This is a genomic window from Streptomyces sp. WAC06614, from assembly GCF_003949795.1.
Taxonomy (GTDB): Bacteria; Actinomycetota; Actinomycetes; order Streptomycetales; family Streptomycetaceae; genus Streptomyces.
In genome coordinates, this window is sequence record NZ_RPRY01000066.1 from 1 (window position 1) to 18626 (window position 18626).

The following is an 18626-nucleotide window of genomic DNA, read 5'->3' on the forward strand; positions in this document are numbered from 1 at the left end:
TGGGCTAGGATGGGGGTACAAGAGACGGGCCGGGGGGCCCGCGTGTCCCCGGGGGAATTCAGGGGATTCAGACGTCGCCGCGCGCCACCGGGTGCCGCGGCATGCCTGTGGGGGGCCTTTTGTTCACCTCTGTGCTGATTGTTGCTGTGTCGCTGGCCTTGTTCTGGATGGCGGCGTTCACCCTGTGGTGGCAGATGCACGCGTGGCGGACGCCCGAGACGCTCGCCGCCACCCGCTTCGGCCGCCCCGACGGAGGCGGCCGGCTGGCCTTCTCGCTGCTCCTGCCGGCCCGCCACGAGCAGGCCGTGCTGGAGCACACCATCGACCGGCTCCTGGAGTCGAGCCATTCCGACTACGAGATCATCGTCGTCGTCGGGCACGACGACCCCGGGACGGCGGCGGTCGCCGAACGCGCCGCGGACCGGGCGCCGCACCGGGTCCGCGTGGTCGTCGACCACCACGAGACCAAGAACAAGCCCAAGGCGCTCAACACCGCGCTGCCGCACTGCCGCGGCGACATCGTCGGGGTCTTCGACGCCGAGGACCAGGTCCACCCCGAGCTGCTCGCCCACGTCGACCACGCCTTCCGCGCCACCGGCGCCGACGTGGTCCAGGGCGGGGTCCAGCTCATCAACTTCCACTCCAGCTGGTACAGCCTGCGCAACTGCCTGGAGTACTTCTTCTGGTTCCGCTCCCGGCTGCACCTGCACGCCGAGAAGGGGTTCATCCCGCTCGGCGGCAACACGGTCTTCGTCCGTACGGAGGTGCTGCGCGCGGCCGGCGGCTGGGACCAGAACTGCCTGGCCGAGGACTGCGACCTCGGCGTACGGCTGTCGTCCGTCGGCAAGAAGGTGGTCGTCGCCTACGACTCCGACATGGTCACCCGCGAGGAGACCCCGGGCTCGCTGATGAGCCTGCTCAAGCAGCGCACCCGCTGGAACCAGGGCTTCCTGCAGGTCTACCGCAAAAGGGACTGGAAGCAGCTGCCCGGCCGCGGGCAGCGCTGGCTGGCCCGCTACACACTGATGACCCCGTTCATGCAGGCGGCCTCCGGGGTGATCATCCCGGTCAACTTCGCCGTCGCCCTCTTCCTCGACGTGCCCGTCGGCATCGCGTTCGTCACCTTCCTCCCCATGATCACGGCGCTGGTGACGTTCGTGTTCGAGATCGTCGGCCTGCACGACTTCGGCCGGCAGTACGGGCTGCGCGTCCGTTTCGTGCACTACCTCAAGCTGATCGCCGGCGGGCCGTTCTACCAGGTGATGCTCGCCGGCGCGGCGATCCGCGCGGTCTGGCGCGAGCAGCGCGGCCGCAACGAGTGGGAGCTGACCAGCCACGTCGGCGCCCACCTCACCGAGCCCACCGGCGCCGCCGCCCCGGCCACCACCACCGTCCCGGCTCCGCAGACCCGAGAGGACGTCCACCAGTGACCGCCACCCTGCCCACGGCCACTGATCCCCGGTCCACCGCCGCCACCGACACCACCGACGTCCCCGCCGACGTCGCCACGCTGCCCGTCCGGCCCGCGCCGGGCCGGTCCGGCCTCCGGCCGCGCCCCGCCGGGGAGCACAGGGCACCGTTCCGCTTTCGCTCCTCCCGCCCGGACCTGATCCTGTGCGGCACGCTGCTGCTCGCGATCGTCGCCGTCCAGGGCTGGAACATCACGAACTTCCCGACCCTGTCCGACGACGAGGGCACCTACCTCGCCCAGGCCTGGGCCGTCCAGCAGGGCGAGGGCCTGGCCCACTACACCTACTGGTACGACCACCCGCCGCTCGGCTGGATCCAGGTCGCCGCGCTCACCTGGCTGCCCTCGCTGTTCGTGCCGGAGTCGATGACCGTCGCGCCCATGCGGTTCTCGATGCTCGCCGTCTCCGCCGCCTCCAGCGTCCTGCTGTACGTCCTGGCGCGCCGGCTGTGGCTGCCGCGCTGGGCCGCAGGGCTGGCCATGGGCCTGTTCGGGCTCTCCCCGCTGTCGGTCGTGCTCCAGCGGGAGATCTTCCTCGACAATCTCGCGGTCCTGTGGATGCTGCTCGCCTTCTGCCTGGCCGCCTCGCCCAGCCGCCACTTGTGGCACCACTTCGCCTCGGGGCTGGCCGCCGCCACCGCCGTCCTCACCAAGGAGACGATGCTGGTGGTGCTGCCGGCACTGCTGGTGACCATGTGGCGGCACAGCCACCGCGACACCCGCAAGTTCGCGGTCACCGGCGCCGTCACCGCCTGCGCGCTCATCGGCTTCTCGTACCCGCTGTACGCCCTCCTCAACGGCGAACTCCTGCCCGGCCCCGGGCACGTCTCACTGATCGGCGGGATCACGTACCAGATGGGCCGCGAGGGATCCGGCTTCCTCCTCGACCCGGGCTCCGGCGCGCACGGCGTCTTCGAGTCCTGGCTCTACTACGACACCGTCCTGCCGCTCGGCGGACTGGCCGGAGCCGTACTGCTGCTGGTCACCTTCCGCTGGTCGGTCACCGCCCGCGCACTCGCCGGGCCGGCGCTGGCCGCCGTCATCCTGGCGCTGGTCGCGCTGCGCCCCTCCGGCTACCTCCCGGCGATGTACGTCATCCAGGCCCTGCCGTTCCTCGCCCTGGTCCTGGCCGGGGGAGCCGCGAGCATCGGGCACGCCGTGCTGCACCGGCGCCGGCGCACCACCGAGGGCCGGACGCTGCGCGCCGCCCGGTACGCGCTGGTCGCCGTGCTGGCCGTGGCCGCCGCCGGCTTCGTCGTGCCGCGCTGGTACGAGGGCGACCGCACCGCGCTCACCGTCGACGCCAACGCCCCGTACCGGCAGGCCGCGGCCTGGCTCGGCAGCGAGGTCCCCGACCCGGCCCGCACCCGCATCCTGGTCGACGACGCGCTCTGGCTCGACGCCGTCCACCACGGCTACGTCCCCGGGCCGGGCGCCATCTGGTTCTACAAGGCCGACCTCGACCCGGCCGTCACCGCCACGCTGCCGGGCGGCTGGCGCGACATCGACTACGTCGTCTCCTCGCCCACCGTGCGCCGCGACGCGGTGAACCTGCCCAACGTCAAGGCCGCGCTGGAGCATTCGGTCCCGGTCGCGGTGTTCGGCACCGGCGAGGACCGGATCGAGATCCGCCGGACCACGCCCGGGAACGGGAGCCGGTCATGAGCGAGGAGGTCCTCGGTGTCGCCGCACCCGGGACCGCCGGGACCCCGGCGGCCGGCGGCGTCACCGTGATCGTGCCGACGTTCAACGAGTCCGGGAACGTCACCGAGCTGCTGCGCCGGCTCTGCGCGGCCCTGCCCGCGCACCGGCCGTACGAGGTCCTCTTCGTGGACGATTCCACGGACGACACCCCGGACGTGATCGAGAAGGCCGCCCGCGACTGCCCCTTCCCGGTGTCCGTCCTGCACCGCGAACGGGCCTCCGGCGGCCTCGGCGGGGCCGTCGTCGCCGGGCTGGAGCGGGCCGGCGGCGACTGGGTCGTGGTCATGGACGCCGACCTCCAGCACCCGCCGCACCTGGTGCCCGAACTGGTCGGCGCGGGCGAGCGCACCGGCGCCGAACTCGTCGTCGCCTCCCGCTACATCAGCGGCGGCAGCCGCGCCGGCCTGGCCGGCAGCTACCGGGTGGCCGTCTCCCGTGGCGCCACCTGGCTGACCAAGGGCCTCTTCCCGCGCGCCCTGCGCGGCATCAGCGACCCGATGAGCGGCTTCTTCGCGATGCGCCGCACGGCCGTCGCATCCGCCGCGTTGCGCCCGCTCGGCTACAAGATCCTGCTGGAGCTGGCCGTCCGCTGCCGGCCCCGCACGGTCGCCGAGGTGCCGTTCGTCTTCCAGGAGCGCTTCGCCGGGGAGTCGAAGTCCACCGCCCGCGAGGGCCTGCGCTTCCTGTCGCACCTGGCCGCGCTGCGCTCGGCGACCCCGCTGGCCCGGATGATCGGCTTCGGCCTGATCGGACTGTCCGGCTTCGTCCCCAACCTCGCCGCCCTGTGGCTGCTCACCGGGGCCGGGATGCACTACCTGCCCGCCGAGGTCGTCGCCAACCAGGCGGGCGTGCTGTGGAACTTCGTGGCCGTCGAGGCACTGCTCTTCCGCGACCGGCGCCGCCACCGGCACTGGGGCGACCGGCTCGGCCGGTTCGCCCTGCTCGCCAACGCCGACCTGCTGCTGCGCATCCCGCTGATCGCGCTGTTCGTCGCCCGGCTCGGCCTCGGCGTGCTCCCGGCGACCGCCCTTGCGCTGGTCACCACGTTCGTGCTGCGCTTCGCGGCCACCGAGGCGCTGGTCTACCTGCCGCGCCCCGGCCGCCGGTCCCCGGCCCGTCACGCCGCCGCCGGGCGCCGCACCCCCTGACCGCTACGAGCCGAGCCCGTGCGTACGAGCCGTACGCACGAGCCGTACGGAGCCGCACAGAGAGGAACAGCGATCACCATGCGACGCACGCTACGGCGGCGGACCAGGCGCCTGCGGGCCGCCCTGCTCGCCGTCGGGGCCATGACCGCGGGCCTGCTGCTCACCGCACCGCAGCAGGCCGCGGCCGGACCGCCGAACCTGCTCACCAACCCCGGTTTCGAGACCGCCGGCCCGGCCGGCTCCGACATGCCCTCCTGCTGGTCGAAGTCCGGCTGGGGCGACAACGACTTCTCCTTCACCACCGTCGCCGACGCCCGCACCGGTACCAGGGCGATGCGGGTCCAGCTCACCCGCCGGGTCAGCGGCGACCGCAAGGCGCTGGTCACCGAGACCTCGGCCTGCGCGCCGGGCGTGACCCCGGGCAAGCAGTACGACCTGTCGGCCTGGTACCGGTCCGACACCCCGGACGTGTCGGTGACCGTCTTCCGCCGGGACACGGTCGCCGGCTGGCAGTACTGGACCGACCTGCAGAACCCGCCGGTCAGCGCCGGCTGGGCGCGCACCCAGGTCCGTACGCCCGTGGTCCCGCCGGGCACGGACAAGATCGCCTGGGGCATCTCGGTGTACGGCGTGGGCACGCTCACCACCGACGACTACGCGATGGAGGAGGTCGGCGCGACCGGCCCGGCGCCCACCTGCACCGGCACCCCGGAGGAGTGCGCCAAGGGCAGGTGGGAGGTGATCCCGGCCAAGAACCCCACCCGTTCCATGCACGCGGTGGTGCTGAAGAACGGCAAGGTGCTGCTGATCGCCGGCTCGGGCAACGACATCGCCCAGTTCAACGCGGGCACCTTCACCTCGGCCGTCTACGATCCCGCCAACGGCTCGTTCCGGACCGTCCCGACCCCGGTCGACATGTTCTGCTCGGGCCATGTGCAGCTCTCGGACGGCCGGGTGCTGGTGATGAGCGGCAACAAGGGCTATCCGTCGGCCGACGGCAAGATCGGCTACCAGGGCCTGAAGGACTCCTACGTCTTCGACCCGGCGACCGAGACGTACACGAGGACCAACGACATGAACGGCGGGCACTGGTACCCGTCGGCGACCGTCCTCGGCAACGGTGACGTGATCTCCTTCGGCGGTCTGAAGGAGGACTCCACCGGCAACGTGACGGCGGAGAAGTTCTCGGCGGCCCAGAACAAGTGGCTGCCGATGAACGAGGTCAACCAGACCTGGTCGTACTGGGGCCTGTACCCGTCGATGATCCTGATGCAGGACGGCCGGCTGTTCTACTCGGGCAGCCACACCTTCGGCAACGGCACCCAGGGCTCGGGCGCGTCGATCTACGACTACGCCGCCAACACCATCACGGACGTGCCGGGCCTGCGCAAGAAGGACGAGCGGGACGAGTCGGCCAGCGTGCTGCTGCCCCCGGCCCAGGACCAGCGCGTGCTGACCATCGGCGGCGGCAACAACGAGACCAACCCGGCCGCCAACCGGATCACCGACATCATCGACCTGAAGAAGCCCTCCCCGGGGTACGTCGCCGGACCCGACCTCCCGCAGGGCCTGGTCGACACCGGCGCCGGCAAGCGTCCGCAGACCGGCGCCGAGGGCAAGATGTACGTCTCGGCGGTGCTGCTGCCCGACGGCAAGGTCTTCGAGACCGGCGGCGGCCTGCACGACCGTGCCGACCCGGTCTTCGAGGCCTCGCTGTTCGATCCGGCCACCAACACCTACCAGCCGGGCATGGCCGTCGACCCGATCCCGCGCACGTACCACTCCAGCGCGTTCCTGATGCCCGACGGGCGGGTGATGTCGGTGGGCGACAACCCCGGCAACGGCACGTACAACCACAACGTGTCGATCTACACCCCGCCGTACCTGTTCAAGGGGCCGCGGCCGCAGATCACTTCGGTGATCGACACCCAGTGGGTCTACGGCGACACCCAGCGGATCACCGTGAACCGGCCGGTCGCCAAGGCGGAGCTGATCCGTCCGGCGGCCGTCACGCACTCCTCGGACCCCAACCAGCGGTTCGTGGACCTGCCGCTGACCGTGGTCAACGGCACCACCGTCGACCTCAACGTCACCAGCAACCCCAACCTGGCCCCGCCCGGCTGGTACATGCTCTTCGCGGTGGACGCGAACGGCGTTCCCTCGATCGCCACCTGGGTGCACCTGGGCGGCCCGACGGCGGCGGCCCAGGCCCTGGCCGGCGGCGACGACCGCAGCCCCGCCGCGCACGTCCACGCCTTCGCCGACCAGCTCCAGGCGGCGCCGAAGAAGAACCCGGCCCCGCGGGACTCCGTCCCGGTCGCCCCGAGCGTGGCCGGCTGCGACCGGCACTACGGCTCGGTCAACCTGTGCGTGCCGAGCCGCTTCCCGGCGGAGGTGCGCAACAGCGCCCAGGACCGCTGCGACTGGCTGGCCGCGCACCAGTACCCGCGCCGGATGAAGGTCAACGGCAGCGACCCGCTGAAGCTGGACCCCGACGGGGACGGGTACGCCTGCTGACCCGTCACGCGCCCCGGTCCGGCACGTGTGCCGGACCGGCTGGGCGTGCCGGACCGGCTAGGCGTGCTGGTACACGGCCAGGGAGATGCCCACGAAGTGGGCGATGAAGGCGACCAGGGTCAGGGAGTGGAAGACCTCGTGGAAGCCGAAGAAGCGCGGGGAGGGGTTCGGGCGCTTGATCCCGTAGATCACCCCTCCAGCGCTGTACAACAGGCCGCCGACGATGACCAGGACGAGCACCGCGATGCCGCCGGTGCGCAGGAAGTCGGGCAGGAAGAAGACCGCCGCCCAGCCCATCGCTATGTAGCAGGGCGTGTAGAGCCAGCGCGGGGCGCCGACCCAGAAGACCCGGAACGCGATCCCCGCGGCGGCCGCGATCCACACCGCCCACAGCAGGGTGCGTCCGGTGGACGCGGGGAGCAGCAGGACCGTCAGCGGGGTATAGGTCCCCGCGATGATGAGGAAGATGTTCGCGTGGTCCAGGCGCCGCAGGACGGCCTCCCCGCGCGGTCCCCAGGTGCCGCGGTGGTACAGCGCGCTCACCCCGAACAGCAGACAGGCGGTGAGGACGTACACCGCGCACGCCACCCGGGCCCGTGCGGAATCGGTGAAGGTCATCAGCGCCAGGCCCGCGACGATCACGGCGGGGAACATGCCGGCGTGCAGCCAGCCGCGCAGCAGCGGCTTGCCGGTCGCCTGTGCGGTGGCGTCGGAAGTCATGGGCGCCATGCTACCTACGCCTCCGTAGGTTTCTGCGGCCCCACGAGGGGCATATTTACCTGTTGTTCGCTTTACCGAACATTGACGGACGTGGCGATGCTCACGTGAGAGGCCCCCTGGACATATGCGCAGCCAGACCGGATGATCAGATGAGTGCGGTCGGCACCGGATGAGCGGATCAGCGAAGCATCCGGGTCGCAGCCCCCACGGGGCAAACACCAAACAACCCCTCAACAAGGAGCAATCGTGGCGCGCGACAACGCGGCTCCCACTTCCGTCCCGACGAACCACCCCGGCCTGATCGCCTGGGTCGAGGAGATCGCTGCCCTCACCGAGCCGGACCGGATCGTCTGGTGCGACGGGTCCGAGGCCGAGTACGAGCGCCTGTGCGAGGAGCTCGTGGCCAAGGGAACCTTCAAGAAGCTGGACCCGGCCAAGCGCCCGAACTCCTACTACGCCGCCTCCGACCCGACCGACGTCGCGCGCGTCGAGGACCGGACCTTCATCTGCTCCGAGAAGGAGGAGGACGCGGGCCCGACCAACCACTGGAAGGCCCCGGCGGAGATGAAGGAGATCTTCGCGGGAGACAAGGGCATCTTCCGCGGCTCCATGAAGGGCCGGACGATGTACGTCGTCCCGTTCTGCATGGGTCCCCTGGGCTCCGAGCTGTCCGCGCTCGGTGTCGAGATCACCGACTCCGCGTACGTCGCCGTCGCCATGCGCACGATGACCCGCATGGGACAGGCCGTCCTCGACGAGCTCGGCACCGACGGGTTCTTCGTCAAGGCCGTCCACACCCTCGGCGCCCCGCTCGCCGAGGGCGAGGCCGACGTGCCGTGGCCCTGCAACACCACCAAGTACATCTCGCACTTCCCGGAGACCCGCGAGATCTGGTCCTTCGGCTCCGGCTACGGCGGCAACGCCCTGCTCGGCAAGAAGTGCTACGCCCTGCGCATCGCCTCGGTCATGGCCCGCGACGAGGGCTGGCTGGCCGAGCACATGCTGATCCTCAAGCTCACCCCGCCGCAGGGCGAGGCCCGCTACGTGGCCGCCGCCTTCCCGTCCGCCTGCGGCAAGACCAACCTGGCCATGCTGGAGCCGACGATCCCCGGCTGGACGGTCGAGACCATCGGTGACGACATCGCCTGGATGCGCTTCGGCGAGGACGGCCGCCTCTACGCGATCAACCCCGAGGCCGGCTTCTTCGGCGTCGCCCCCGGCACCGGCGAGCACACCAACGCCAACGCCATGAAGACGATGTACGCCAACACCGTCTTCACCAACGTCGCGCTCACCCCCGACGGCGGTGACGTGTGGTGGGAGGGCATGACCGAGGAGCCCCCGGCGCAGCTCATCGACTGGAAGGGCAACGCCTGGACCCCGGAGTCCGAGACCCCGGCCGCGCACCCCAACGCCCGGTTCGCCGTCCCGGCCGCCCAGTGCCCGACGATCGCCCCGGAGTGGGAGGACCCCAAGGGCGTCCCGATCTCCGCGATCCTCTTCGGTGGCCGCCGCGCCTCCGCCGTGCCGCTGGTGACCGAGTCCTTCGACTGGAACCACGGCGTGTTCATCGGCTCGAACATCGCCTCCGAGAAGACCGCCGCCGCCGAGGGCAAGGTCGGCGAGCTGCGCCGCGACCCGTTCGCCATGCTGCCGTTCTGCGGCTACAACATGGGTGACTACATGGCCCACTGGGTCAAGGTCGCCGCCGACAAGGACCAGGCGAAGCTCCCGAAGATCTACTACGTGAACTGGTTCCGCAAGAACGACGCCGGCAAGTTCGTCTGGCCCGGCTTCGGCGAGAACAGCCGCGTGCTCAAGTGGATCGTCGGCCGCCTCGACGGCACCGCCGAGGGCGTCGAGACCCCGATCGGCATCCTGCCGACCAAGGACTCCCTCGACCTCGACGGCCTCGACATCGCCGAGGCCGACCTCGACTTCCTGCTCACGGTCGACAAGGAGGTCTGGCGCGAGGAGGCCGCCCTGGTCCCCGAGCACCTGAACACCTACGGCGACCACACGCCCAAGGAGCTGTGGGAGCAGTACCACGCGCTGGTCGAGCGCCTGGGCTGATCGTTTCCCCGCCCTGAACAGGGCGCCATGAATGTGTGGGAGCCCCCGACCAAGACGGTTCCCACCGTCCGCACCGGCCACCTGTCATGCCGGCCCGGAGCGTCTGTCCACGCTCCTGTCCGGCAGGCCGTGTGCGCACACCCGACGGCGGGCCCTCGCGTCAGCGAAGGCCCGCCGTCGGTGCGTTCAGCTCTGGTTGCGCTGGTCCAGGTAGCGCCGGTGGGTCTCCTGCTCGTCGGTCGCGGCCTGCCGCAGCCGCGCCACCACCGCTTCCGCCTCCTCGACGAGCGCCGCCAACTGCTGCTCCAGCGCCCGCTCCGGCGCCACCGTGCCCGGGTTGAGCCGGGTCCACCACCGCGCCCGGTGGTAGGTGTCCACGCAGTCCGGCACGTCCTGCCGGATCGCCCGCGACAGCAAGTGCACCGTGTCCGCGTCGGCGGTCACGAGGTCGGCCACCCAGCCCGGCTCCAGCAGGGCCGCGTACAGCTCCAGCAGCTCCGTCAGCCCGCCCTCGGCGGCCTGCGGCAGCTCCACCTCGGCCAGGTACTCGCGCAGCCGCGCGAAGTCCTCGCGCAGGACGGCGAGCTGCTCGGCGGCGTCGGGGAAGCGCGGTACGTCCACCCGCTGCGGCGGGGCGATCAGGGCGCCCGCCGCGTACAGCCCGGCGACCACCACCGGCCAGTACGTCCCGGCGACCCCCGCCAGCGTCAGCCCCACCCCGGCCACGCCGCAGGCGCAGCCGGCCAGGTTCTTCGTGGACTCCAGGTACGCGAGCGCTCTGCCGGCCGTCCTACTGGTAGCCACGGATCTCCTCGAAGGCCCCGGCCAGCGAGCCGGTGCCGCGCGTGGCGTCGAACAGCCGGCCGCCGGTCAGTTCGGTGACGGCGGTCAGTTCCTTGCGGTCGGAGTCCCCGAACAGCACCGCGAAGACCGGGGTCTTCCTCTGCGCCTCGGGCAGCCCGGCGTAGAAGGAGTCGAACTCCTTCCTGCTGTCCCCGCTCCTGCCGTCGGTCATCAGCACGATCGAGGTGAACGCGTCCGCGGTGCCCTGGCCCAGGTGCTGGTAGGCCGCCTTCAGGCTGCCGTACACCGCCGTCCCGCCGTCCGGCTCCAGCGAGCCGACGTCCTTGCGGATCGCGTCCAGGGCCGGCCCCGGGTCGCCGGGCTCCACCACGTGCGTCATGACCTTCTTCACCTTGTCGCCGAAGGGCAGCAGGGTCACCTCCTCGCGATCGCGGAAGCGTCGCCCGGTGCCCGACCCGCCGGTGCCGGTCAGCTCGGTGAGCGCCGTCTTCAGCCGTCCGATCCGGTCCTCCTCGGCCATCGAGCCGGAGGTGTCGAGCACGTAGACCGTGCGCGAGGGCCGGCGCAGCTCGTGCTCGTACGAGGCCAGCAGCCCGTCGGCGACCGAGCGGGTGCCGGGGAACGGCAGCTCCCGGCGCTTGTCGCCGCCCAGGCCCGCGGCCGGCGTCACCCCGGGGGCGACGGGGCGGCGGAACGTCCGCTCGGTGATCTGCGCCTGCGCCGGCGCGCCGCGCAGGTACTCGGTCAGCGCCCGGCCCGACTCGCGCGCCCCGGCGGGGGCGGAGGTCAGGAGCGTCAGCGGGTAGTGCGCGGTGACCACGCCGTCCGTCGGGCGGACCACGGTGAAGTCCGTGCTGTCGCGGTCCATCGTCAGCAGCACCGACTCGTAGTTGATCAGCGCGTCCACGTCACCGCGCCTGGTCCAGGCGGTGGCCAGCCAGCCGGAGGAGCCGGAGGTCAGCTTCTGTCCGGCGAAGAACTCCTTCAGCCGCGGCGTGGCCCGCCGTACGTCGTCGTCGGTGAGCGCGGCCTGCGCCCCGGACAGCCCCGAGGCCACCGAGACCAGCGCCGAGAAGCCGGAGTTGGAGCGGACCGGGTCCGTCATCCCGTACGTCAGCTGCCCCGCGGTCACCGCCTGGTGCACCGCCGACCAGGTGACCTGCTCCGGCTTCCAGCCCAGCCGGGCCAGTGCCGCCGGCCGGATCCCGATCGCCACCGGGGAGGACATCACCGGGGTCTCGGAGCTGAGCTTTCCGGCGGCCTCCGGGCGCAGCCGCAGGTAGTCGTTGGACGACAGCCAGATCGCGTCGTACGTCCCGTCGGCCCGGCCCGAGGTGACCTGCTCGACCGCGTCCAGGGTGCCGGACCAGGTCAGCTCGACGGTGACCCCGGTGGCCTTCCTCGCCTGCTCCAGCACGGGCTCCATGTCGGCCAGTTCGCTGGAGGCCAGCACCCGCAGGGTGCCCTCCCGGTACGGGGCCGGCTTGTGCTCCTCCGGCCCGTCGGAGGTGCAGCCGGCCGCGCCCCACACGGCGGCCAGGACGAGGGCGAGGGCGGCGGCGAGCCGGGGCGTTCTGCGGCTGCGGCTCATGCCGTGCCTCCTTCGAGGATCCCGGTGGTCCGGGTGCGCTCCAGACGGGCGGTGGCGGCCTGGAGTTCGCCGGTCAGCGTGGCGACGGTGGCGGCCATCGACTCCGTCGCCTGCACCTTGTAGGTGTCGATCGCGTCGAGCGTGCGGAAGATCTGCGCGAACGCCGTCTCCAGGGTGTCGGCGCCGACGGCCGGGTCGGCGGCGATCCGCTGGATCTCCGCGGTCTGTGCGTCCATCAGGTCCGCGTTGCGCCGCAGGATGTCCTCGGTGGTGCTGCGCAGGCTGTTCACCTGCTCGATCACCCGGCGCTGGCCGTCCAGCGCCGAGGCGAGCAGCACGGCGATCCGCAGCGCCGACACGGTGGTGTTCGCCGCCCGGTCCACGCCCTTGATCAGCTCGTCGTTGTTGCGCCGCACCACGTCCATGGCCAGGTAGCCCTGGGCGCACACGGCGAGCTGGGTGAGCAGGTCCTGGTGCTTCTGACGGACCGGGAAGAGCACGTCCGCGCGCAGCGCGTCGGCCTGGGCGGGGTCGGCCGCCTCGGCCTCGGCCACGCGCCGGCCGACGGCCTCGTCCAGGGCCTCGGTGAGCACCGCGTACTCCTGGAGCGTGCCCATCGTCTCCCACAGCCGGGCCCGCTCGGTCTGGAGCGCGGCGTTGTCGCGGCGCAGTTCGTCCTGGCCGGAGCGCAGCGCCTGCACGATGCGGTCCAGGGTCGCCTTGGACGAGGCGTACTTGGCCACGTGGTCGCGCAGCTTGTTGCCGCCGGGCAGTTTGGCCAGCAGCCGGCGGGCCCCCTTGGCGGGGGAGTCGTGCGGGTCGAGGTCCTCGACCGTACGGCGCAGCTCCACCAGGCAGTTGCCGACGCGCGCCTGGGCGTCGGCGGCCTCGCCGCGGGCCGAGCCGAGGGCCCGGACGGTGCGGTCCAGCATCCGGTGGGACTGCTGGGCGGCGGCCCGCATGTCGGCGGTGCCGAGCCCGACGATTTCGCCGATCCGGGTGGCGAACTCGGGGGAGCGGGCGTCGAGTCCGGCGAGCGAGCCGACGTACTCGCCGGCCCGGCGGGCCATCTCCTCGCGCACCCCGTCCTCCAGCGGGACGAGGCCCGAGGCCTGCTCGCGGCGTACGGGGGCGACCGGTTCGGGCGGTGAGAGGACGAACGAGGTGTCCTCGGGCGGTGTCGGTGTCATGGCTCGGGTCCCCCTAGCCCTTGGCCCGCTGGGCCAGCGTCATGAGGATCTTGACGGTGGGTGTGTTCACCTGGCGGATCCCGGTCAGTTTCTGGTTGAGGTAGGCGGAGTGCGGCTCGGTCGCCTTGGTGAACTCCGCGAGGCCGTCGCGGGGCCGGAAGCCGTGCCTGACGGCCAGCGCGCGCAGCGTGGGGTCGGTGGCCAGCAGCGCGCCGAGCTCGCGCGCCTTCTCGCCCAGCGGGACGAAGGTGTGCTCGGTGTTGACGGTGGTGTCGGGGTAGAGCACGACCATGTCGCCGGGGTCGTGCTTCTGCAGCAGCATCGAGGCGACCTGGGACTCGTAGACGAGGATCAGGGGGTCACCGGCGCCGCTGATGAAGGCCCGGAACGGGCCGTCGGTGCTGGGTGCCAGGGAGCCCTGGACGCTGATCAGTTTGCGCAGCAGGGGTGCGGTCCGCTCGATGCCGGCGTCGTCGGAGACCACCGTGCCGTTGTTGGCGACGTGGGAGGTGGCGGCCAGGAACAGGGCGCCGGAGTTGGAGGAGGTGGGGTCGGTGGCCTTGATGAACACCGTCCCGGTCAACTCCGCGTGGGCGGCCGATCCTTGGAGCTGCTGCCAGGTGCGGTCCTCGCCGGCCGCCTTGAGGTAGGGGCCCATCAGCAGGGTGCCGGTGTTCCTGCCGGTCAGCTTCGCCAGCCCGTTGTCGGCGACCACCTTGGCGGCGTCGGCGCGGGCCACGACCACCAGGGGCGAGTAGAAGGGCTTGGCGGTCTGCGCGCCCTGCAGATGCGCCTTCGCCTCGATCTCGACGGCGGGCTCGCTGCTGGAGGGGAAGGCGAAGTCGTACTCCTTCAGCGGCAGCCGGTCCATCGCCCACGAGCCCGACGTCTCCGTCCGGACCGTGAAGCCCTTGGCCGCCAGTGCCTTGACCACATCGGGATCCTCGAAGAACTCGGCCTTCTCCGATCCGATCACTCCCCGCACGGTCTTCGTTGCCGTGCCACCCTGGTTCTCGCCGCCGATCAGCATGACGGCGATGACGCCGCCGATCAGCAGAACCGCCAGGGCGATGCCGAATATGCGTCTCACACGCCGCAGCCTGCTCGCGGAAGCCCACATTCCCCGTCGGGTTGAGTGAACGTCAGGTGTCCAGGCGGTCCCACTTCCGCAGCGGGGCCATGATGGGGGAATGACGCAGATGCGTGGGTGGCTGGTGGCACTCGTGGCCCTGGCCGCGCTGTTGGTCTTCGGCCCGCTGGGGCTGTACGTGTGGGCGAGCGGGGGCGGGAGCGGGGGCGGCTCCGCCGTCGCCGAGGAGCGCGGAGGGGCGCAGGACCTGGCGGTGACGGGCTGCCGAATCGATCCGGCGAGCCGGCGGGTGGTCGCCGACGTCCGGGTGGTCGGCCACCGGCCGGGTACGGGCGCGTACGTGGCGACGGTGGAGTTCCGGGAAGGCGTGGCCGGGCCGACGACCCAGGCCCTGGTCAGGCTGACCCCCGAGGCGGGCTCCGCCGAGGCCGTCGGCCCGCCCTGGCCCCCGGGCACCACCCCGTGGTGCGGTCTGGCGGACGCGCAGGCCTCCCCGTCCCCGTCGGGGCCGGGGAGCGGCTGAGGCCGCGTACGGACGCGGGCCGGGCCCGGGCCGGGTGCGGCCCGGGCCCGGCCCGGTGATGGTCGTGGCTCCCGGTCCGAGGCCTCCCCGGTCCCGGACCGGGGCCGTCAGGGGGCGCCGGCGCCCGCGAGGCGGAGCGCGGCGCTGTGCGCGTCCATGCGCTCGGCGGCGAGGATGGCGGCGGTGGTGTCGGCGCGCGAGGCGGCGACGAGGAGCGCGCGGGCGGCCAGGTCGTGCGCGCGCTGGTGCAGGGCGGTGCTGTCGGCCGCCGTCCGGTCGGTACGGCGCACCGGCGGCGTCCCGCGCAGCCGGGTCAGCTGGGCCGCGATCTCGGCGGCGGCCTCGTCGAGGCCCAGCTCGTCGGTCACGGCGAGGAGCGCCGCGAGGTGCCCGGCGAGCTGGATGTCGAGCTCCTCGCCGCGGCTGCGGTGCGGGTAGTCGGGACGGCCGCCGCCCATGCGGTGGACCGACTTCGTGCGGATCGGCTCGTACATGAGGAGGGCCTCCTGCGGGGTCAGGAGACCATCCTACATTGGATTGGTTCTAAAGTTGAGCTGGATCCGGTCGAGAGCGGCCGGAGACCACGTCAGTGCTGGCTGTAGCCGTCCAGGAAGGTCCCGATCCGGGTCACGGCGTCGGCCAGGTCCTTGGTGTTCGGCAGGGTCACGATCCGGAAGTGGTCGGGCTCGGTCCAGTTGAAGCCCGTCCCGTGCACGACCATGATCTTCTCGGCCCGCAGCAGGTCGAGGACCATCTGCCGGTCGTCCTTGATCTTGTAGACGGCCGGGTCCAGCCTCGGGAACAGGTACAGCGCGCCCTTCGGCTTCACGCAGGTGATGCCGGGGATCCGGGTGAGCAGGTCGTACGCGGTGTCCCGCTGCTCCAGCAGCCGGCCGCCCGGCAGCACCAGGTCGTGGATCGACTGCCGGCCGCCGAGGGCGGTGGCGACGGCGTGCTGCGAGGGCATGTTGGCGCACAGTCGCATGTTGGCCAGGATCGTCAGGCCCTCGATGTACGAGGAGGCGTGCGCCTTGGGGCCGCAGACGGCCATCCAGCCGGCCCGGTAGCCCGCCACCCGGTAGTTCTTGGACAGGCCGTTGAACGTCAGGCAGAGCAGGTCCGGGGCGAGGGCGGCGGTGTTGGTGTGGGTGGCGCCGTCGTAGAGGATCTTGTCGTAGATCTCGTCCGAGCAGACCACCAGGTTGTGCCGGCGGGCGATGTCGGTCAGCCCGCGCAGCATCTCGTCGCCGTAGACGGCGCCGGTCGGGTTGTTCGGGTTGATGATGACCAGGGCCCGGGTGCGGTCGGTGATCTTCCGCTCGATGTCGGCGAGGTCGGGCATCCAGTCGGACTGCTCGTCGCAGCGGTAGTGCACGGCCGTGCCGCCCGCGAGCGAGACGGAGGCGGTCCACAGCGGGTAGTCCGGGGCCGGGACGAGCACCTCGTCGCCGTCGTCCAGCAGGGCCTGCATGGACATCTGGATCAGCTCGGAGACCCCGTTGCCGAGGTAGATGTCCTCGACGTCCAGGTCGATGCCCTTGGTCTGGTAGTGCTGCATGACCGCGCGGCGCGCCGAGAGCAGCCCCTTCGCGTCCCCGTACCCGTGGGCGGAGCCCAGGTTGCGGAGCATGTCCTCCAGGATCTCCGGAGGGCACTCGAAGCCGAACGCCGCCGGGTTCCCGGTGTTCAGCTTGAGGATGCGATGACCTGCCGCTTCGAGCCGCATGGCTTCTTCGAGCACGGGGCCGCGGATCTCGTAGCAGACATTGGCGAGCTTCGTTGACTGGATCACCTGCATGACGGGAGCTTACGGGTCCGGGGGCCCCGCCCGCTCGGCCTTTGGCGGCCTCGGCATGCCGCGCCGGGGCGGTGAATTGTCCCGGTTCGGGAGATGGCGAGGGTCCGGACCCACCCTGCCCTTGGAAACGGCGGCTCGCCCCCCGTTCCGGCCTGCGGAACGGAAGCCCCGCACTCGCCCTCCGGCCTGCGGTGTTGCACGCGTCACCCTCCGCCTCAGCGGCGGGTCACCGCGTACGTGGTCTGCATGAAGCCCGCGTCGAGGACCTTCGCCGCGGTGAGGCGGAGGTCGAGGTCCTGGTCGAGGGGGCCGAAGAGGGGGACGCCGGAGCCGATGAGGACCGGGGCGGTGGTGATCGTGATCTCGTCCAGCAGGTCCTCGCGCAGGAAGGTCTGGATCAGCCGGCCGCCGTCCACGTAGACCCGCTCGGCGCCGGAGGCGGTCAGGTGGGACAGGAGCTCGTCGAGGGTGCGGTGGACGGTCACGCGCGGGTCGTCGGTGGTCAGGGTGCTGCTCAGGACCGCCACGCGCTTGCCCTCGTAGGGCCAGAAGCCGAAGGTCAGCACCTTCTCGTAGGTCCTGCGGCCGAGCGCGAGCGTGTCGATGCCCGCCATGAACTCCAGGTACCCGGTCTCCCCGGCCTCGGCGCCGCGCGTGGTGAGCCACTCGATGTCGCCGTCGGGGCGGGCTATGAACCCGTCGAGGCTGACCCCGATGCTCACGGCGGTGTGGAAAGCGCGGTCGGTCATCGTGCTGCCTTTCGGTCCGGGGCTGATCATTATGGAAGCAGCAGCGGGTCGAACAGGACCAGCGGGATCTCCCGGACGGTGCGGTCCTGGTCGTCCTCGAAGACCGGCCAGCGCCCGGTCAGGGCGGGCCAGTAGGTCTCCCGTTCGACGGGGGTCGCCGGGCGGCCGGTGGCGCGCAGGACCCGGGCGCCGACCTGGAGCCGGACCTCGGGGCGGGCCAGCAGGTTGCGGTACCAGTGCGGGTGGGCGGCGGAGCCGTAGCCGGAGGCGGCGGCGAGGTAGCGGTCCTCGTCGCGGGCGTAGATCAGCGGGGTGCGCACGGCCCGGCCGCTGCGGCGGCCGACGGTGGTCAGCAGGAGGGTGGGGACACCGTGCCAGATGTGCCCGTCGACGCCGTCGGTCGCGACGTACGCCCTCACGTGGTCGCGCTGCGGGCCGGGGCGCGGGTCGAGCGGGTGGTCCCAGTCGACGGCGGGGGAGATGACCGTGCGGTGCATGAGCGTTCCTGCCCTTCGGGCCCCTGGGGGGAGGGGGCTTGCGGGGCTAACGAACCGTGCGGCCCGGCGTCACGTTTCTGCGTCCACGCCGTAGCGCACGCGCACAGGTCCGGACCAAGCCGGGGCGAGCGGCGGCCGGGACGGCTGCCGGAGCCGCTGCCGGGCCGGCGCCCCGTGGCGTGCGCGACGGGGAACGCCGGCCTCGGCGGGAGCGGTCGCTCGGAGGGCGCGGTGGCTCAGAGCTGCTCGGCCTTCTCGATGACCACCGGCTCGACGGGGACGTCGGCGTGCCCGCCGGCCCGGCCGGTCTTCACCGCGGCGATGGAGTCCACGACGTCCTGGCCCTCGGTCACGGCGCCGAAGACGGCGTAGCCGAAGCCCTGCATCGTCTCGGAGGTGAAGTCGAGGAAGGCGTTGTCCGCGGTGTTGATGAAGAACTGCGAGGTCGCCGAGTGCGGGGCGCTGGTGCGGGCCATCGCGACGGTGTACTTCAGGTTCTTCAGGCCGTTGGCGGCCTCGTTCTGGATCGGCGCCTGGGTGGGCTTCTGGTTCATGTCGGCGGTGAAGCCGCCGCCCTGGTTCATGAAGCCGGGGATCACCCGGTGGAAGATCGTTCCGTCGTAGTGGCCGCTCTGGACGTACGACAGGAAGTTGGCGACGGTGACCGGCGCCTTGGCCTCGTCGAGGTCGATGACGATCGCGCCGTGGTTGGTGGTCAGCTTGACCTGGGGCATGACTGTTTCCGGTCCCTTCT

General features: G+C 71.8%; 16 protein-coding genes. 6 read left to right on the plus strand and 10 right to left on the minus strand.

Going from position 1 to position 18626, the window contains the following annotated elements; all coding sequences use genetic code 11:
• Positions 1-119: 119 nt before the first annotated feature.
• The 4 genes from EF918_RS11930 to EF918_RS11945 all read left to right on the plus strand — a co-directional run bounded on the left by EF918_RS11930 (position 120) and on the right by EF918_RS11945 (position 6837).
• Positions 120-1430 (plus strand): glycosyltransferase, encoded by a 1311-nt coding sequence (locus EF918_RS11930; RefSeq protein ID WP_260610095.1) that lies wholly within the window; start codon positions 120-122, stop codon positions 1428-1430.
• A gap of 176 nt (positions 1431-1606) precedes the next feature.
• Complete coding sequence (locus EF918_RS11935; protein WP_260610097.1) at positions 1607-3133, plus strand: glycosyltransferase family 39 protein; 1527 nt, start codon at positions 1607-1609, stop codon at positions 3131-3133.
• Entirely contained in the window at positions 3130-4320 is a 1191-nt protein-coding gene (locus tag EF918_RS11940) for a glycosyltransferase family 2 protein (RefSeq protein WP_125644619.1), read from the plus strand. The genes EF918_RS11935 and EF918_RS11940 overlap by 4 nt, the downstream gene beginning before the upstream one ends.
• Positions 4321-4461: 141 nt before the next feature.
• Positions 4462-6837 carry a galactose oxidase-like domain-containing protein gene (locus tag EF918_RS11945; RefSeq protein ID WP_125644667.1) on the plus strand — a complete coding sequence of 792 codons (2376 nt, stop codon included), beginning with the start codon at positions 4462-4464 and terminating at the stop codon, positions 6835-6837.
• 57 nt (positions 6838-6894) lie between these two features.
• Here EF918_RS11945 and EF918_RS11950 read toward each other — a convergent pair whose 3' ends face one another.
• A complete protein-coding gene (locus EF918_RS11950; RefSeq protein WP_125644621.1) occupies positions 6895-7566 on the minus strand; it encodes a hemolysin III family protein in 672 nt (223 codons plus the stop codon).
• A 237-nt stretch (positions 7567-7803) separates the two neighbouring features.
• On the opposite strand from EF918_RS11950, the gene EF918_RS11955 reads away from it, so the two are divergent.
• Entirely contained in the window at positions 7804-9630 is a 1827-nt protein-coding gene (locus EF918_RS11955) for a phosphoenolpyruvate carboxykinase (GTP) (RefSeq protein ID WP_125644623.1), read from the plus strand.
• Positions 9631-9816: 186 nt separating this feature from the next.
• Here EF918_RS11955 and EF918_RS11960 read toward each other — a convergent pair whose 3' ends face one another.
• Genes EF918_RS11960 through EF918_RS11975 form a run of 4 tightly spaced genes read right to left on the minus strand, consistent with a single transcriptional unit; the run spans position 9817 to position 14335 of the window.
• A complete protein-coding gene (locus tag EF918_RS11960) occupies positions 9817-10434 on the minus strand; it encodes a hypothetical protein (protein WP_125644625.1) in 618 nt (205 codons plus the stop codon).
• Entirely contained in the window at positions 10421-12025 is a 1605-nt protein-coding gene (locus EF918_RS11965; RefSeq protein ID WP_125644627.1) for a VWA domain-containing protein, read from the minus strand. Before EF918_RS11965 ends, EF918_RS11960 begins: the two co-directional genes overlap by 14 nt.
• Positions 12022-13215, minus strand: coding sequence for a toxic anion resistance protein (locus EF918_RS11970; RefSeq protein ID WP_125644630.1), 1194 nt, complete (start codon positions 13213-13215; stop codon positions 12022-12024). The genes EF918_RS11965 and EF918_RS11970 overlap by 4 nt, the downstream gene beginning before the upstream one ends.
• A 13-nt stretch (positions 13216-13228) precedes the next feature.
• On the minus strand, positions 13229-14335 hold the full coding sequence (locus EF918_RS11975) for a substrate-binding domain-containing protein (RefSeq protein WP_125644632.1): 1107 nt from the start codon (positions 14333-14335) through the stop codon (positions 13229-13231).
• Positions 14336-14405: 70 nt separating this feature from the next.
• Here EF918_RS11975 and EF918_RS11980 point away from each other — a divergent pair, with 70 nt between their 5' ends.
• Positions 14406-14828, plus strand: coding sequence for a hypothetical protein (locus EF918_RS11980; RefSeq protein WP_125644634.1), 423 nt, complete (start codon positions 14406-14408; stop codon positions 14826-14828).
• A 107-nt stretch (positions 14829-14935) separates the two neighbouring features.
• Here the strand turns inward: EF918_RS11980 and EF918_RS11985 are convergent, their stop codons facing one another.
• The 5 genes from EF918_RS11985 to EF918_RS12005 form a co-directional block, all read right to left on the minus strand.
• Positions 14936-15322: a hypothetical protein gene (locus EF918_RS11985; RefSeq protein WP_125644636.1), complete on the minus strand. Its 387-nt coding sequence runs from the start codon at positions 15320-15322 to the stop codon at positions 14936-14938.
• A 92-nt stretch (positions 15323-15414) separates the two neighbouring features.
• Positions 15415-16626: a pyridoxal phosphate-dependent aminotransferase gene (locus tag EF918_RS11990; RefSeq protein WP_125644638.1), complete on the minus strand. Its 1212-nt coding sequence runs from the start codon at positions 16624-16626 to the stop codon at positions 15415-15417.
• Between the two features lie 215 nt (positions 16627-16841).
• On the minus strand, positions 16842-17375 hold the full coding sequence (locus EF918_RS11995; RefSeq protein ID WP_125644640.1) for a dihydrofolate reductase family protein: 534 nt from the start codon (positions 17373-17375) through the stop codon (positions 16842-16844).
• A 29-nt stretch (positions 17376-17404) separates the two neighbouring features.
• A complete protein-coding gene (locus tag EF918_RS12000; RefSeq protein WP_125644643.1) occupies positions 17405-17872 on the minus strand; it encodes a nitroreductase/quinone reductase family protein in 468 nt (155 codons plus the stop codon).
• Between the two features lie 236 nt (positions 17873-18108).
• The gene (locus EF918_RS12005; RefSeq protein WP_125644645.1) at positions 18109-18606 is read right to left on the minus strand and encodes a peptidylprolyl isomerase; all 498 of its coding nucleotides are present in this window, start codon (positions 18604-18606) and stop codon (positions 18109-18111) included.
• Positions 18607-18626 lie beyond the last annotated feature (20 nt).